The organism is Pseudomonas sp. NFACC39-1 (assembly GCF_900110355.1).
Classification (GTDB): Bacteria; Pseudomonadota; Gammaproteobacteria; order Pseudomonadales; family Pseudomonadaceae; genus Aquipseudomonas; species Aquipseudomonas tehranensis.
In genome coordinates, this window is the sequence record NZ_FODL01000014.1 from 1 (window position 1) to 17,351 (window position 17,351).

A 17,351-nucleotide genomic window follows, 5' to 3' on the forward strand; every position below is an offset into this window, starting at 1 on the left:
TCACCGTGACCCTGAGCAACGGCGCTGTAATCAACATCGCTGCCGGGCAAACCACCGGCACTGTGACCGTCGATGCGCCAAAAGACGACGTCTATAAAGACGCCGGCAAGGTTGAAGTCAGCATCGACAACGCCACCGGCGGCAACTTCGAAAACCTGGTGCCGAGCACCACGCCAGCAGTGACCGATGTCACCGACACCGTCGATAACACCATCGTCAGCATCACCGGCAGCACCTCGGTCACCGAAGGTCAGGCCGCCACGTACACCGTCAGCCTGACGAACCCGGCGCAAACCGAAGTGACGCTCAAGATCGTCTACAGCGGCACTGCCGCCGACGGTACGGACTTCACCGGCGTTTACACCGTGAAGATTCCGGCCAATGCCACCAGCGCCACTTTCAACGTGGCGACGCTGGACGACAAGATCACCGAAGGTACCGAAAACTTCGTGGTCAAGATCGACTCGGCCACTGGCGGCAACTTCGAAAACCTGGCCGTCAGCGGCACCAACGGCAGCGTCAGCACCTCGATCATCGACAACGACGCACCGCCGGTACTGGACCTGGATGCCAACAACTCCAGCGGCAAGACTGGAGCCGATTACCAGGTGACCTTCACCGAAGGCACCACCGGCCCGGGCGTGTCCATCGGCGACACCGACCTGAAAATCACCGACCCGGACAGCACAATGTTGACCGGCGCCACCATCGTGCTGACCAACCGTCAGCCCGGTGACGCGCTGAACCTGGGTAACAGCGTCAACGGCATCAGCATCAACGCCAACAGCACCAACGGCACGGTCACCCTGACCCTGTCGGGCAATGCGACGCTGGCCGACTACATGCAGCAAATCAAGAACATCAGCTTCACCAACAGCAGCGACGACCCAAGCACCGTGCCGCGCATCATCACCGTGACGGTGACCGACGGTACGAGCTACTCCAACACCGCCACCACCACCGTGAACGTGGTTGGGGTCAACGATGCGCCGGTCGCAACTGGCGGCGCGGTAACCGGTACCGAAGACACCTCGCTGATTCTTGGCTGGTCGACCTTTGGTGTCAGCGATGTGGACAGCTCCGCATCCAGCCTTGGGATAAAAATCACCGGACTGCCTGCTGACGGCAAGTTGCAGTATCTGGACGGTGCGACTTGGAAGGACGTGGCCAACAACCAGACCTTCACCAAGACCGACATCGACGCCGGCAAGCTGCGCTTCACACCGGATACCAATGAATCCGGTGCCAACGGCAACGCGAACGGCGTGGGCGACCAGAAATCCGATTACGCACAGATCAAGTTCCAGCCCACCGACGGTCAAGCACTGGGCACCACCGGCACCGTGAAGATCGACATCACGCCGGTCGCCGATGCACCGACCCTCAACGTGGCCGGCAACGCGGTGACCTCCACTGGCCTGGTCAAGGAAGTCTGGACCGGTCTGTCGGGCCTGGGCACCGATGGCAGCGGCGCACCGTCTGGCACGCTCAAGTCAGTGATCGATGCGGCGGGAACGCCCAATAGCAGCACCACCGTGAACAACGTGCAGTCCGACAGCAACGTGAACCCGGGCACCGCGTCGAAAACCTCGGGCCTGATTTTCCTCGAAGCTGGCAAGACCTACACCTTCAGCGGCACCGGCGATGACAGCCTGTTGGTGACCATCGGTGGCAAGGATGTCGCGGGCATCACCTGGGGAGCGGGCGGCAAGCTCAACGGCTCGTTCACCCCGACCACCAGCGGCTACTACACCCTGGACATCTACCACCACAACCAGACCGGCCCGGGCAGCTATGACGTGAACCTGTCGGTCAACGGCAGCACCCCGACCGACCTGAGCAGTGCCGGCGTGCCGCTGTACACCGGCGTGGCTGATCTGGTGAATGCGGGCGTAACCGTTTCCGATCTGCACGGCACCAATGGCGAAGGCTACTACGACGGCTTCAAGCTCAACGAAAGCGCCGAGGGCGGCAGTGTGAACCTGTCGAAGATCACCACAGCGCTCACCGATACCGACGGTTCCGAAAGCCTGAGCGTGAAAATCGGCGGGATCCCGGAAGGCAGCGTGCTGAGCGACGGTGCCGGCCACACCGCGACCGTGGGCAGCAATGGCGAAGCCTCGGTCACCGGCTGGAACCTGGGCAGCCTGACCCTGACGCCACCGACCTACTACAACGGCCAGTTCAACCTGACCGTAACCTCGACGTCCACCGAGGCCCTCGGCGGGTCGGCAACCACCACGGCGCAGATTCCGGTCACGGTTTATCCGGCGGTCTACAACTCCGCCACGGCCACCTCCGGCAGTGACAACGTCACCGGCACCGACGGCAACGACATTGTGGTCGCCGACATCGGCGGGCTGACCGTCGTGCCAGGCGTCAACTACAACATCGCCTTCATGGTCGACAGCTCCGGCAGCATGAGCGCATCGTCCGTCACAGCCGCCAAGGACTCGTTGACGTCAGTGTTCAACACCCTCAAGCAGAGCATGGGCGGCAACTCCGGGACGGTGAACATCTTCCTGGCAGACTTCGACAGCCAGGTGAATAAAACCGTATCGGTCAACCTCAATGATCCGAACGCACTCGTACTGCTCAAAAGCGTGCTGGATTCGATGGTGTCCGGCGGCGGTACCAACTACGAGGATGTGTTCAAGACCACGGCCAACTGGTTCAAGAGCAGCGAAGCCCTGAGCAACACCGGCGCGACGAACCTGACGTACTTCATCACCGACGGCCAGCCGACCTACTACCAGTCCGGCGAGCAAACGAACCCGACCTTGTATGGCGACGTGAAGCTCGACAGCCTGATCACGACAGCCAACTACAAGCTGGGCCAGACGTTCAGCGCCGACCTGGACAGCACGCATCGCATCCAGGTAAACGCGTCCGGCGATGTCACGCTGCTGACCTGGAAAAAATCCTGGGGCGGTTATTGGAACAGTGAAGAGTTGGGCACCCTGCGCGCCCAGGGCGACGGCACGTATGAACTGTCGTATCGCGACGGTACGGGCAGCAGCACCAGCTCGACCACCACCAGCAACTCCCTGAGCGCTTTCGCACTGTTGAGCTCGGTGTCGGGCGTGGAAGCCATCGGCCTGAACAAAGGCGTGACGCTGGACGACCTGAAGGACTACGACTCCGACAAGACGCCGCAGACCAACATCGATCCCAAGAACCTGGCCGACTCCATCATCGGGCACACCGAAGCGACCCTGCCGGGCGCTGACACAGTCAATGGGGCAGACGGCAACGACATCCTGTTCGGCGACCTGGTGAGCTTCAATGGCATCGCCGGCGAAGGCTACCAGTCCATTCAGGCCTTCGTAGCCCAGCAGAACGGTGTGGAAGTCAGCAAAGTCACCACCAGCAACGTGCACCAATACATCACCGAGCACTACAGCGCTTTCGATGTGTCCGGTGCCAACGACGGTAATGACACACTGCTGGGCGGTGCCGGCAATGACATCATCTTCGGCCAGGGCGGCAACGACCTGCTCGACGGTGGCAAGGGCAATGACATCCTGCTCGGCGGCAAAGGCAACGACACGCTGATCGGCGGCCAGGGCAATGACACCCTGATCGGCGGCCTGGGTGGCGATACCTTTGTCTGGAAGTCCGGCGACACCGGCACCGACGTGATCAAGGACTTCAAGGCCGGCGAAGGTGACCGGATCGACCTGCGGGATCTGTTGCAGGGCGAGACCGGCAGCACCATCGACAATTTCCTGAAGATCAGCACGGTCGATGGCGTGTCGTCCCTGCAGGTCAGCACCTCCGGCAAGTTCAACGCGGGCGACGCCGCAGCGGCTACCCCGGACGTGACGATCAAGCTCGAAGGCAACAACTGGTCGAACATGAACCTGAACTCGTTGATCGCCGGCAGTGACCCGACCATCAAGGTCGATCACAACAACAGCTGAACCTGACACAAAACCGTGACGAGGGAGCTTGCTCCCGCTGGTTGCGCAGCAGCCCCTAAACAGGGGCTGCTTCGCGCGGGTGCGCCAGCCCGGCCCAGCGGGAGCAAGCTCCCTCGCCACGGGAATTGTGTTCATACTCCCCCGCAGTTGGCCTATGCTGCCCAGCATGACGCCGCTTCATACATGAGGGATGCCCGATGTTTTATGTGCAACGCGATGCACAAGGCCTGCTGGTGCGCGTGGAAGCCACCGCTTATGCGGAGGCCACCGAAACCCTGCCGGCCGACAGCCACGAGATCCAGGACTGGTTCGCCAATCAAGCGGTAGAAAACAGCCTCAAGCAGCTCAAGCAGAGCGACCTGGAAATGATCCGGGTACTGGACGACTTGATCCAGGTGCTGACCAGCAAAGGCGTCATCCGCGTCACCGACCTGCCGCCCGCGGCCCAGGCCAAGCTGATGGACCGCAACCAGGCCCGGGAAGCCTTGGGCGGGTTGAGCCGGTTGATCGATGATGATGAGAAAGGGTTGATCTAAGCCTGGTTCATCGGTGCCGGGGCTGCCCTCATCGCGAGCAGGCTCGCTCCCACAGGGGGATGGGGTAAGTCGCAGATATTGCCGTCACGCAGTTCTTATGTGGGAGCGGGCTTGCTCGCGAAAGCGGTGGGTCAGTTTGCGATGATGTTGGATGTGCCGACGCCTTCGCGAGCAAGCCCGCTCCCACAATTGGGTTTGTGTCAGGGCGCGATTTTCCATTCGCCAACAGATCTATTGTGGGAGCGAGCCTGCTCGCGATGGCCCTCTTCAACTCGCCACAGGCCTGTCAGCCCGACGCTTGAACCTCAAGCCGATCCATCGCCCGCTCCACCAACAAATGCACCCCGTCGGCCATGCGGCTGATGGCCAGGGCTACGCAGCGGCGTGAGTCATCGACATCGTCGGCCAGGTCGGCGGCGATGGTGCTGATGGACAGCAGGTCTTCGGAGGCGTTGGCCAGCAGGGTTTCGGTGTCGATGTGGGGGGAGACGATGAAGAGTTGGTTTTTGTCGGGTTCGGGCGGTGAGGAAGGCTGGGGTTTGAGGTAGTAATCGAGGGCGCGGGTGGCGGCGTCTTCGAGCTTTTTTTCTTCGAGAGTTTCGACGCGGGATTTATGGCCGCTTTGCGGCGGATTCGGTGTTGCTTTGAACATAATGATTTCCCTGGAGGTGGAGCCGACACCCTTCGATTGCACTTCGAAAAGGTGGCAGCTGTACGTAGGTGTGCAAGACCGGTCCAGGAACCCGGCAGACTCGAAAGTCTCCCACGCGCAGCCGCCATAACAATCGGCGAGCATAGAAAAATGCTCGGCGAATAGCCATAACGAATGCGTTCCTAGATCGGACTTGCACGTCCGTGTCACCGTTTTTGCGATGACGGGCTAAGGTTAGCGGCGCTCGAAATCGCTGCCTAGTTCATGAACAACGCTGCGTATTGAAGGAAATGTCCGAGGGTTTGGCGGGGGAAAAGATCAAAAGATCGCAGCCTTCGGCAGCTCCTACAGAAGTGGGTGTAGGAGCTGCCGAAGGCTGCGATCTTTTGATCTTTCGCTTGAGATTTCATGCCCCGCGCATGGATCAAGCCTTGTTCGGCGACAACTCCGCCATCCCCTTGAGCAACTCAATCGGCAGCGGAAAAACGATGGTGGAGGTCTTGTCCCCGGCAATGGAGCCCAGCGTCTGCATGTAGCGCAGTTGCATGGCGCCAGGCTGGCGACCGAGCATTTCGGCGGCTTGCATGAGTTTTTCCGAGGCTTGCAACTCGCCTTCAGCGTGGATCACCTTGGCCCGCCGCTCCCGCTCGGCTTCGGCTTGCCGGGCGATGGCGCGGATCATCGATTCATTGAGGTCCACGTGCTTGATCTCCACGTTTGCCACTTTGATACCCCAGGCGTCGGTCTGGGCGTCCAGCACTTGCTGGATGTCGCTGTTCAATTGCTCGCGCTCGGCCAGTAATTGGTCCAGGTCATGTTTGCCGAGGACGGCACGCAACGTGGTCTGGGCCAGTTGGCTGGTCGCCATGAGGAAGTTTTCGACCTGGATGATCGCCTTCTGTGGATCGAGAACGCGAAAGTACAACACCGCGTTGACCTTCACCGAGACGTTGTCGCGGGTGATCACGTCCTGCGCGGGTACATCAAGGACAATCGTGCGCAAGTCGACGCGGATCATCTGCTGCACCACAGGGATCAACAGGATCAGCCCCGGCCCCTTGACCTGCCAGAACCGGCCGAGCTGGAAAACCACCCCGCGTTCGTATTCGCGCAGGATCCGGAATGTTGAAGCCGCCAGCGCTATCAACAGCAACAACAGCATCGTAAAACCGATTTGCATACCCATCTCAGGCTCCTTGTGAATCAGCGGCGGCCACTTCCAGTAGCAAACCCTTGCGTGCAATGACCCGCACGGCCTGGCCAGGCCGCAGCGGCATTGCGCTTGTCACCTGCCAGCGTTCGCCCTCCAGCTGGACCCAGCCCTGATGATTGCTACCAGCCTGCAATGCGGTTACCGCCGTGACGCTGCCCAGTATCGTGGCATCGCCGCTGACGGGTTGGCGCGGTCGGGTTTTCAATGCGCGGACCAACAGGACCGCGAGCAGCAAAGCACTGACCAGGCTTAAGCCGATCATCAGCGGAACAGGCACATCGGCGTCGGTCAGGATGATTGCGCCGATGACACACAAGATAATGCCGCCCAGCCCGACAACACCGTAATTGGGCAAGACCGCTTCGGCGATCAGCAAGGCCACGCCGAAGGCAATCAGCCAAAAACCCAACGGATTGGCGGCCAGCAGCGCGAAACCATCGGCTGCGAACGCCGGCCCGCTGATGGCCAGCAATGCGGCCATCAAGCAGCGAATGTTCACTGGACCTCCACAACGCATTCGTCGAGACGTTACCCAGAGTCTAGTCGAGTCAACGGTTGACTGAATTTTGATCAGTCCGACGGTCACCAAGAGGCTAGACTGCGGAGAATAACCCAGCCATCCGACCTATGCTCAGGAGTCCCGCATGGAATCCCCGATCCACAGCCTGCCCGCGCTGTTCAAACAATTGGGCCTGTCTGATGACCCCATTGATATCGACAAATTCATCACGACCCATTCACCGCTCAAGCCTGAACTGCACTTGGCTGACGCGTTTTTCTGGAGCACAAGCCAGCAGCAGTTACTGCGTGAAGAAATCCTCGAGGACGCAGACTGGGCGGAAGTGGTGGACCAGTTGAATGTGTTGCTGCGCAAGGGGCGCGACGAGTGAGTGTGGGAGCGGGCTTGCTCGCGAATGCGTCGTATCAGCCAGCATCACCGACAACTGGCCCAGCGCTTTCGCGAGCAAGCCCGCTCCCACAGAGGAAGATTGTTATTCTTTACTGGTATTAATACATATCTTCTTATTCCTTAATTAATATGGCTCGCCTCCCTATACTCGTCTGCAACAGACACGCAGGAGAGCCACCATGCGCAACGAATCGATTCGCTACCTGATGGTGCCGGGCTGGCAAGGATCGCCGCAAAACCACTGGCAAACCCATTGGCAGAACAGCCTGCCCAATAGCGCCCGGGTGGAACAGGCTGACTGGTTGACCCCCCGCCGTGAAGACTGGGTTGCGGCGCTGGCCCAAGCCATTGCCGCCGACAACAGGCCGGTGATCCTCATTGCCCATAGCCTGGGTTGCATCACGGTGGCTCATTGGGCGGCCACCGCGCCTCTGCAACTGCTGCGACGGGTGCGCGGGGCATTGCTGGTGGCGCCCGCGGATGTCGAGCGCCCGACCTGCGCGCCGGCGCTGCGCAACTTCGCGCCGATTCCCCGCGAACTGTTGCCGTTCCCAAGCCAAGTGGTCAGTTCCGATAACGACGAGGCGGTGAGTGCGTCGCGGGCTCTGGAGCTGGCGCATCACTGGGGAGCCGAGGCCGGGATCCTGGCCGGGGCCGGGCATATCAATGTGAGGTCCGGCCACCAACGTTGGGAGCAGGGCTTCGCCTATCTCTATCGTCTGCAAAACCGCATGGAGCACCACGCCCTGCGTCGCGCCTGAATCACCCTTTGTCAGTGCCCTCGCGTCTTGCCGGCGGTGCAGGGCGGGAGTCCTGTCATGAGTTCACATGAACATTTTGGCCAGCCGTTGCTGACCTTTCCCGATGCGGAAAAAAGCCCCTTGAGCATCCGCGCCAAGGCGCTGGTGTTTGTTGATTCACGTTCGCGGCAGTTGCGCCAGGAACTGGAAGCATTGGCACCGCGCTCGGTCTCGGTGCTGATTCGCGGTGAAACCGGCACCGGCAAGGAACTGCTGGCCCGCCACATCCATCGCGAGAGCAATCGCGGTGGCTTGTTCGTGTCGGTCAATTGCGGCGCCATCAGCCCGACCTATGCCGATGCCGAATTGTTCGGTTATGCCGCCGGCAGCCACAGTGGTTCAGCCAGCAGCCGGGCCGGGTGGTTCGGCTCGGCCAATGGCGGCACGCTGTATCTGGATGAGATTGGCGACCTGCCGCTGGCGATCCAGATTAAATTGCTGGCCGCCCTGGAGAACCACGAAGTCATCCGCGTCGGCGCCCACCAGCCCAGCCCCGTGGATGTGCGATTGGTGGCGGCCACCAGCATCGATCTCGCGCAGGCGGTGGCCGCCGGGAAATTTCATGATCGGTTGTATCACTACCTGGGTGAGGGCCGGCTCGAGTTGCCGCCCTTGCGCGAAAGGGTGGGCGATATCCTGTCCCTGGCCGAATACTTCCTGGGCATCTACAGCCAGCGCCTTGGCCTGGCCGTGCCGCTGATCAGCGAAGCGGCACAGCGTGCACTTGAACAGCACAGTTGGCCTGGCAATACCCGAGAGTTGGAAAACGTCATTCATTTTGCCTTGTTAGTGAGCGTAGGCGATTACATCTTGCCGGAACATCTTAATTGGCCGGATTTAACGGGATCTTCGACAACAACTGGATAAATGATTCTAAAAATTTATCGAGCGTGAGTGGTTGGATTTTATTATGTGAGTATTAAGTGGTGCGGTGTCGGCAATGTTTTTGTTTGTGCGAATTTTTTAGTGGGAAGTGCAAATAATTTGTCTGGTTTTTGAACTTGATTGTCGGTGCGCTGAAGTTGTTAATTGAATGGCGAAAGCAACAGGGTCAGCCGAATGGGCGCTGGCCATGAATCAATTAATTAGCGTGTCGAGGATCTAAATGGAATACGAAATTAATACCCCTGTCGCGATGCAACAGACGGGATGGAACGACTTGAAGAATTTCGGGGTTTTTTCCGTGACGGGGGGTAATCAGTTATACAGCAACGGTAATCAACAATTGATGGTGAGGGTATTTGTCCAAGCAAAGAGCTGGCTGGGGAGCAGCCTTCCCCTGACCCAGTCTGAAATCGATTCCATTGTCCTGATTGATGGACATACCGGAGCGGAACTCATCAAGGACAGGAATCGCGGTGATGTAGGCGTATGGAAATATACCGAGCGGCAGGATACCCGTTTTCGCCAGCTTCCTCCCAATCTGCCTGCCCGGGGCACAGTGCCGCCGGGGGAGTTCGTCTACACCAAGGATTTTTACGTCACGTCCAGCTCCGATAAACCGATCGAGCTGCAGTTACGCATCACACGGGCAGACGGCGAAACGTTTCGATCCAGGCAACAGGATGAGTTTGGCGCACTCACGTTAGTGTCTCTTCAACCGGCAATCTATCGGTCTGAGCAATATTCGCTTAGTCGCACTTCGGCTCCCTATTCCAGCACAAGAGGTGATATCGAGAAAGTCGAACTTTTCATGCTGGATCTGGTAGTTGATCAGCAGCGAATGGGGTTCGTAGCAGATTTCAATATGGGCGCTCATCCAAGGATCGGAAGTTCGGACAGACGTTATTCGGGTTATTACCTTGTTGGCTACGGGAACGGTCAACACATGCGAACAGGCAGTCCAGTGCCTTGGGAGCGGCCGGATGTCCTGGGAAGGCATCGCAGCGAAAACGGGCGTGTTGCATGGGTTCTGGCCTACGGGAAACTCGGGTCGGTCTGGGTGAGAGACCCTGTGCCGGGCACTGCGCTGGAACTGGTCGATATGTATGGAAATCTTCATGAACTGCGCGTGGAGCTGACTGACGATCCGCTGACGGTTCGTGTGACCAGAATATAAAAACAATTCGTTCAAGGAAGAACCGATGAATACCTCTTCACCCCTCCAAGGTCAGTTGACTTCGGCGGCCTTCAAGTTCGACAGTTTTGTTCGTTCGGGCGTGGATCCTCGTACAGGTAGCTGCAGTTGCAGCGTGGCGCTGGACGTGGCGCCGGATGATGCCGCCGTCGGCTCGAAAGTATCAGCGACCCTGGCATACGATTGCTTCAATGATCAGGACCTGGGTTTTGGCGCCGGTTGGTCGTTGCGCACCAGCCGCTATGACCAGAGTAGACGAAAGTTGACACTGACGAACGGCGAAACCTATCAGCTTTTTACCGATGGGGATCAGACTGCTTTCCAGGACAAGAAACTCGATAACTTGCGCGTCACGGTGCAAGGCAATGAACTTTTCATCGAGTACATCGATGGCAGAATCGACGTGCTGTCGCGCCCCGGTGCGACATCCCACGAATGGCTGCTTGCGCGGGAGTACAGCCCCGAGGGCAAGGAAACGCTTTATGAGTACCGTCCCGTCGCGGGCCGCCTGCAACTGGTGGCGGTTTACCGGCAGCATCGCCGCATCCTGCAAGTCGACTACGCCCGGCCCAGGTCGACGCCAACGACCATCACCGTATGGCCGGACGTCCCTTCAAGGAAACTCCAGTACCTGTTTGTCTTGCGTAACGGAACGCTCCAACACATCAGGCTGATTACGGCCGAAAAGCTTCCGTTGACCTGGACCTTCGATTACGTGCGTATCAATGGTTTTCTGGTGATGACCGAACTCCGCCAGCCAAGCGGGGCCCTGCAGACACTCCGGTACAAGGCTGAGGGGCATAGGCTCCCCGCCGGGGCACCGGTGCCTTACCTGCCTGTTGTGTCTCAATCCATCATGGCGCCTGGCGGGGGCCAACCAGCGATCATTACCCGGTATGAATATTCCGTCGGCAACTTTCTAGGGCATGGTGCGGGGGTACGCTGGTCTGCCGAGCGTGATGTGCTGTATGACGTCAGTGGCAACTACCAATACTCCTGCACTCAGATTCAAATGGTCGCGGGTACAAACGGTCCGCGTGAGTCTTCCCGAGTCATACGCACCTACAATCGCTTCCACTCGATGATTTCCCAGAGGACGATCAGTGGCAGCAAGATGCAGTTGCGGGAAATCGAATACTACGATGTGCCCAATCGGGCTTTCAGGGATCAGCCTCCGCAGTTCCAGATGCAGCGTGTCGTGCGCGACAGCTTCTTCGATACTCGCGCAACTCGCGTAAAAAGTCGGGTCGAGACCACCCATACCTCTTATGACGAACATGGCAATCTCCTGGAAAAAACCAGCCCGGGTGGTGTACGGGAAGTCTATGAGTATTTTCCGGCACAAGGGAACGCGGATTGCCCCGCCAGCCCCATAGGCGTGCCTTGTTTTCTGAAGCAGAAGTCGATTATCGCCTCGGCCGAGTTCGCCGCCGCGCCGACCACCGTGGTTCGCTACACCTACAGCGAATTGCCTTCGCTGCTCGCGGGCCAGCGCTGTGTCCGGCTCGCCAGCGAGACACTCTGCGAGGAGGGGGTCGCCGAGCCCCGTGTGACGTGTCGATTGAAGTACGTGAACAACGTCAAGAACGCCTTTCATGGACGGCTGCAAAGCAAGGTCGAAACCGTGGGGGGCGTGCGCCGTAATCATCATTATGCGTACCGGCGTGAAGACGATAACGTTCGCACCGACCAGACCTTCCGCGCCGCAGGGCTGAGCCACTTGAGGCAGGAGTGGCATGACGTGTGCGGGTGGCTGGTCAAGACCGGCGAGTGCGGGGGCAATACCGTCAGCCTGGAATACGACTCATTGGGGCAACTGACCCGTGAAACGGTGATGCCTGACACGGGCCGCTCAGCGTCGCGTCAGTTCACCTATCAGGTGAGTGACGCCTCCAATGATGGTTTGGTCAGCGTCACCGTCAAGGATGCTCGCGGCGCCCTGACCGTGACCCGCAGCGATGGACTGGGTCGTACCGTGAAGGTCGAGAAGCAGGACGTCGACATGCCCGGCGCGCCCCTGCGGGTGATCTACGAAGCCCGATATGACGGCCTCGGACGCCTGCAGTCGGATGAACAGACCGACTGGTTCGACGGCGAGCCGAAAACTCTGGAAACCCACTATGAATATGACGAGTGGGGGCATCAGAACCGCACCATTCGCCGCGGGCATGAGGTTGCTCATGACGAAATCGATCCTGTGGCGCGCACGCGTACCGAGTGGAAGGAGGGCGGCGGCAAGACTCGGACATTCATCAACGCCCTGGAGAAACCATCGCGGGTCGAGCGCGTGGACCGTTCCGACGTTGTGCGAGAGGTAACCCTTTACGAATACGATGGTCTGGGACGGTGCATCCAGCAAACAGCCGCCGACGGTGCGGTGACCTGCTACACCTACGATCTGGCCGGCCGCGTGCTGAATACCACATTGCCCGACGCTACCTTGGTCGAGAAGAAATACGCCGCCCAGTGCCAGGGAGACTATCCCACTCAGATCAGTGTCAATGGCTATGTAGTGGGAACTCGTACCTACGACGGGCTGATGCGCATTACCACTAACCAGGCGGGTGGTCGTACCGAGCGGATGGTGTACGAGGGTTCCAGCAGGAACGCTGCGCAAAAGAGCACCGCTGCTGGAAAAACCTTGCAGTTCACCCTTGATCCGTTGCTCGAGGATGGCGTCACCAGCCGTTCCGGCAGCCAGGCGTCCGTCGCTGCCAGCCATCGATTCGACCCTCACACAGGTTTGCTCCAAGAGTCGGCCAACGCGCTGGTGCAACAGCGCATGGAGTACGGCCCTTCCGGCCGTCTCAGCCGGGAGTCGTGGGTGACGGCGCTCGACCGCTTCGACAGTGGGCAAACCTATTCGCTGATGGGCAAGCCGATTGGCTACACGGACGTCAGTGGCACGGTTCGCACCTGCGTTTATGATCAGACGGGACGCCTGACGGGCATCACCCAAGGTCCTGCCGCCATCCCCGCTCAGGAGCGCATCACGGCCACGTACTCGTACGATGCCCAGGAGCAGGTCAAGCGCATCACCGTCAGCGATCCTCGATCGGGCCTTTCGTTGGTCACCGATCTGGACTACGACGACTTTGGCCGCGAAATCCTTCGGCGTTCCTCCCAGGGAAATGACGTCGTCGAGGTGGCCCAGTCGTTCGGCCCGGGCGACAGGCTCAGCCAGCGTACGCTCAAGGCCAACGGGGTCTTGCGTGACGAGACGTTTGCCTATGACCTGCGGGGGCGGTTGACGCGTTACGCCTGCCAAGGCGGGCAGGGGCCAGTGGACGCCCAGGGTAAAGTTATCCTCTCGCAGGACTTTACCTATGACGGTCTGGATAACATCTGCCAGGTCGTCACGCATTTCGCAGGCGGCGAGAACACGGCAACGTATCGATATGACCTGGCGGATAAAACGCAACTGAGCGGCGTCAGCCACAGTCATCCCGACTATGCATCCGCCCAGTCGACTTTCCGCTACGACGACGACGGCAATCTGCTCAACGATGCCTATGGACGTCAGTTGATCTACGACGAACTGGGGCGCCTGGAGAGTGTGGCTTCGGCTGACGCCAGGTCGATATTGGCGCGTTATCGGTACGATGCCTCTGACCGGCTTCATGCCGTTGAACGGGCAGGGCAGAAGCCGTGTCGGCGCTTCTACCGCGCCGAGCAGTTGTGCAGCGAAGTCACCGGGGAGGACAGTCGCAGCCTCCTGCACGAAGAGCGGCAGTTGCTGGCGTTGTCCCACGGCCAGGAGACGGTGCTATTCAGAACCGACGGCTGCGGTAACGTCTTGCAGGCACTGTCCGGCGGCGACAGCCCGCAGCATGCCTATTCGCCTTATGGGCAACGCGCGGCGGCAGACGGATTGGGCAGTCTGTTCGGTCTCGGCGGCGAGCCGCAGGATCCAGTGACCGGCTGTTATCTGCTGGGCAATGGCTATCGGGCCTACGATCCGGTACTGATGCGATTTCACCGGCCAGACAGCTGGAGCCCTTTCGATGGCGGTGGTCTCAATCCCTATGCCTATTGTCTCGGCGACCCGATCAACCTGAGCGATCCCACCGGCCATATCTCGACCTGGGGCTGGATCAAGATTGGCATTACCGCTGCTTTCGCCATCGCATCCGTTGCGTTCACCCTGGCGACTCTGGGCGCCTCCGCACCCTTGGTCGGCATCTCGTTTTCGGCCGCAACAGCGTTGACGCTGGAGGTGGTGTCGGGTGCGGCGTCGATCGCGTCGATCGTGCTGGAAGAGGCGGCTCCGGACGCTGTCGCCACCCAGGTGCTGAGCTACGCCAGCCTGGCCTTGGGCGCCGTGTCCGGCGGGGCCTCCCTGACAGGAAAACTGCTGGGCAGAGGGACATCAGTCGCCCTGCGCAATACGGTCGAGTCGCTCGGTGACGCCGTGACGCTGGGCCGCAGCAACGCCTTGCGCGGGACACGCATCGGTGGCTACGCCAAGGCTGCGAGCCCTTTGGTCCGAGGCGGCGGACGGCGCAACCTCATTGCTGTGCAAAATGATCTGCGAGATGTGCTGACTGCCAAGGATGTGGTCAGCTACGCCCACTACCCGATCAAGGGCGCCATCTACACCGTCGATAGGGACAAGTACATTGAAAAGGCCCAAGCGTTTCTGGGACTGACGGGGGAAAGCCCCAGTAACCCTCAACGGGGCGAGGCACCTGAGGATATCTACGGTGATATCCGGGAGCGAAGCTCGGATATCCGATTCGCATGAAGGATGTCCTCAAGGTTCTCGCATATGAATAATCGTTATATGGGGCTCGTAAAAAAATATTATTGAGGTATAAAAAATATCGGTATCTTCCGTACCACGCCAGCGATAGCACTTCGCTGGCACTTCCATTTTTTGACCGTGGTCCATGACGACGGTGATCTTCGATAAGGACACTGCATGAAAAAGGTTCTGTTATTCACCGCTTTGGCAGCAGCCCTGACCACGGGGCTGGCCCAGGCGGCGGAGAAACTGGTCGTGGCGGCCACCCCGGTGCCCCACGCTGAAATCCTTGAGCTGATCAAGCCGGCCCTGGCCAAAGAAGGCGTGGACCTGCAAATCAAGGTGTTCACCGACTACGTTCAACCCAACGTACAGGTGGATCAGAAGCGTCTGGACGCCAACTATTTTCAGACTTTGCCGTACCTCAAGAGCTTCAACGAAGGCAAAGGCACTGATCTTGTGACCGTGATCGGCGTGCATGTGGAACCGTTCGGTGGTTACTCGAAGAAAGTCAAAAGCCTGGCCGAACTCAAGGACGGCGCGACCATCGCCATTCCCAACGAAGGCAGCAACAGTGGCCGTGCCCTGATCCTGTTGCAGAAGGCGGGCCTGATCGAGCTCAAGGATCCGAAAAACGCCCTGGCGACCCCCAAGGACATCGCCAAGAACCCACACAACTTCAAGTTCAAGGAGCTGGAGTCGGCCATGCTGCCGCGTGTGCTGGATCAGGTCGACCTGGACATGATCAACACCAACTACGCCTTGGAAGCGGGTCTTAACCCGGCCAAGGATGCGCTGGTCATCGAAGGTTCGGATTCGCCGTATGTGAACTTCCTGGTGGCCCGCCCGGACAACAAGGACAGCCCGGCCATGCAGAAACTGGCCAAGGCCCTGACCAGCCCGGAAGTGAAGGCATTCATCGAGAAGAAATACAGCGGCGCGGTACTGCCGGCGTTCTGATCGACAGCAAGGATTTGAAGTTTCAACGCCGACGGCTTTGCCAGCGTCGGCGTTTTTTTGTGCCGACGCTCAGAACCCGCCGTCATCGACGCAGCTATGCAGGCGGTTTTTTCAATGCGCGGCGCAGGGCCACGAGCAGTTTGACGATGTCGCGTGGGTCGAGGTGTTGCGGGGCTTTCACGTCAGCCATGGTGATCTTCCTTGTGATGGGGCCAGACAGTCTGGCCATAAGCTGCGGTTCCTTGGAGAGGTCCGTCGAGAAATAGACCTGTCCTACAGCCAGTGGAAAAATAGCCTTCTTACTTGACCCCTGCAAATACCGTCGATCAATCCGGCCAGCTCCATGCCGGCGCATCCAGTATTCCCTGGCCAACGATTCCGGTCTGGCCCAGATCTTTCTCCAGCACGATGCAATTGCAATCGCCGTCTTGCTGCAAGGCGGTGATCAAGCGTCGGGCGTGGGAAACCACCCAGACCTGGCAATTCTCTGAAGCCCGGATGATCAACCGCGCCAGGGCCGGCAACAGGTCCGGGTGCAGGCTGGTTTCCGGTTCGTTGAGCACCATCAACGAGGGAGGGCGTGGAGTGAGCAGTGCGGCTATCAGCAGCAAATAGCGCAGGGTCCCGTCTGACAGTTCGGCGGCCGACAGCGGGCGCAACAAGCCATGCTGGTGAAACTCGATGCCAAAACGCCCGCCTTGCAGTTTCTCGATATGCAGCCGGGCACCGGGGAATGCGTCGCTGATGGACGAATGCAAGGCTTGATCGTCGCCGATTTCCAGAATGGTTTGCAGGGCCGCGGCCAGGTCACGCCCGTCGTGATGCAGCACCGGCGTGCGGGTGCCCAGTTGCGGCTGGCGCGCCGGGGCGTCGGCGTCGCTGCGAAAGTGATCGTAGAAGCGCCAGCGACGAATGAACTCGCGCATCTGCAGCACCTCCGGCGAGGTGCGCAAGCTGCCAACCTGGTCGAACAAACTGTCAAAGGTGGGCGTGTGCTGAGCCAGGACGTCCCATGCGCGGCCATCCCGGGCACGGATCATGGGCCCGTTGCGATCCACCAGCAGGCTGGCGGGACGAAACACCGGGCCGGCCCAGATGCATTCGCGCTTGATTTCAGGGTCCAGCGAAAACGCGGACAAACTCGGTTCCGGCAGGCCGAGGGAAATCGAATAGCTGAAATCTTCCCCGGCAAAACCCAGGCGCAGACGTTTCGTGCTGAGCCGCACCGTAGCTCCGATGGGCACCTCACCATTGCGCATGCGCCGGCTGATCACTTCCGGGCCGGCCCAGAAGGTCGAGTCCAGCCCGCCTTCACGGGCCAGGGCGTTGACCACGCCACCCTGGGCTGTCTCCGCCAACAGGCGCAGGGCGCGATACAGATTGGATTTACCACTGCCGTTGGGGCCGGTGATCAGGTTCAGCCGGCCCAGGGGGATCACCAGTTTGTTGATCGAGCGGTAATTGGCCACCGCCAGTGTCTTGAGCATGGGCAAATTTTTCCTGCTGCCTGGAGGTGTAGGAGCTGTCGAGCGGAGC

Annotated in this window: 11 protein-coding genes and 1 pseudogene; 8 read left to right on the plus strand and 4 right to left on the minus strand. The window is 59.8% G+C overall.

Translation table 11 applies throughout. The annotated features are described in order from the left end of the window. Together BMY45_RS23005 and BMY45_RS23010 are read left to right on the plus strand one after the other, a co-directional pair. Positions 1–3,923 (plus strand): immunoglobulin-like domain-containing protein (locus tag BMY45_RS23005; protein WP_092401942.1); only part of this gene is annotated, 3,923 nt, incomplete at its 5' end. Between the two features lie 197 nt (positions 3,924–4,120). Further along, positions 4,121–4,459: a hypothetical protein gene (locus BMY45_RS23010; protein WP_047230543.1), complete on the plus strand. Its 339-nt coding sequence runs from the start codon at positions 4,121–4,123 to the stop codon at positions 4,457–4,459. 286 nt (positions 4,460–4,745) lie between these two features. Here the strand turns inward: BMY45_RS23010 and BMY45_RS23020 are convergent, their stop codons facing one another. The 3 genes from BMY45_RS23020 to BMY45_RS23030 all read right to left on the minus strand — a co-directional run bounded on the left by BMY45_RS23020 (position 4,746) and on the right by BMY45_RS23030 (position 6,823). Beyond that, complete coding sequence (locus BMY45_RS23020; protein ID WP_092401945.1) at positions 4,746–5,111, minus strand: DUF6124 family protein; 366 nt, start codon at positions 5,109–5,111, stop codon at positions 4,746–4,748. Between the two features lie 424 nt (positions 5,112–5,535). Next, a complete protein-coding gene (locus tag BMY45_RS23025; protein ID WP_092401948.1) occupies positions 5,536–6,297 on the minus strand; it encodes a slipin family protein in 762 nt (253 codons plus the stop codon). A gap of 1 nt (position 6,298) precedes the next feature. After that, complete coding sequence (locus BMY45_RS23030) at positions 6,299–6,823, minus strand: NfeD family protein (RefSeq protein ID WP_092401951.1); 525 nt, start codon at positions 6,821–6,823, stop codon at positions 6,299–6,301. Between the two features lie 145 nt (positions 6,824–6,968). Between BMY45_RS23030 and BMY45_RS23035 the strand changes: the two genes are divergently transcribed. From BMY45_RS23035 to BMY45_RS23060, 6 genes and pseudogenes are all read left to right on the plus strand, one after another. After that, a complete protein-coding gene (locus tag BMY45_RS23035; protein ID WP_092401954.1) occupies positions 6,969–7,214 on the plus strand; it encodes a DUF2789 domain-containing protein in 246 nt (81 codons plus the stop codon). Positions 7,215–7,413: 199 nt separating this feature from the next. After that, a complete protein-coding gene (locus BMY45_RS23040; protein ID WP_092401957.1) occupies positions 7,414–7,995 on the plus strand; it encodes an alpha/beta hydrolase in 582 nt (193 codons plus the stop codon). A 57-nt stretch (positions 7,996–8,052) separates the two neighbouring features. Then, positions 8,053–8,877, plus strand: a pseudogene (locus BMY45_RS23045) (sigma 54-interacting transcriptional regulator); the annotation flags it as partial. 262 nt (positions 8,878–9,139) lie between these two features. Continuing rightward, the gene (locus BMY45_RS23050; protein ID WP_092401960.1) at positions 9,140–10,093 is read left to right on the plus strand and encodes a hypothetical protein; all 954 of its coding nucleotides are present in this window, start codon (positions 9,140–9,142) and stop codon (positions 10,091–10,093) included. 25 nt (positions 10,094–10,118) lie between these two features. Then, positions 10,119–14,855 (plus strand): RHS repeat domain-containing protein, encoded by a 4,737-nt coding sequence (locus BMY45_RS23055; RefSeq protein ID WP_092401963.1) that lies wholly within the window; start codon positions 10,119–10,121, stop codon positions 14,853–14,855. A 177-nt stretch (positions 14,856–15,032) separates the two neighbouring features. Next, complete coding sequence (locus BMY45_RS23060) at positions 15,033–15,815, plus strand: MetQ/NlpA family ABC transporter substrate-binding protein (RefSeq protein ID WP_092401966.1); 783 nt, start codon at positions 15,033–15,035, stop codon at positions 15,813–15,815. Between the two features lie 326 nt (positions 15,816–16,141). On the opposite strand, the gene BMY45_RS23065 is transcribed toward BMY45_RS23060, so the two are convergent. Further along, positions 16,142–17,302 (minus strand): AAA family ATPase, encoded by a 1,161-nt coding sequence (locus tag BMY45_RS23065; RefSeq protein ID WP_092401969.1) that lies wholly within the window; start codon positions 17,300–17,302, stop codon positions 16,142–16,144. Positions 17,303–17,351: the final 49 nt, after the last annotated feature.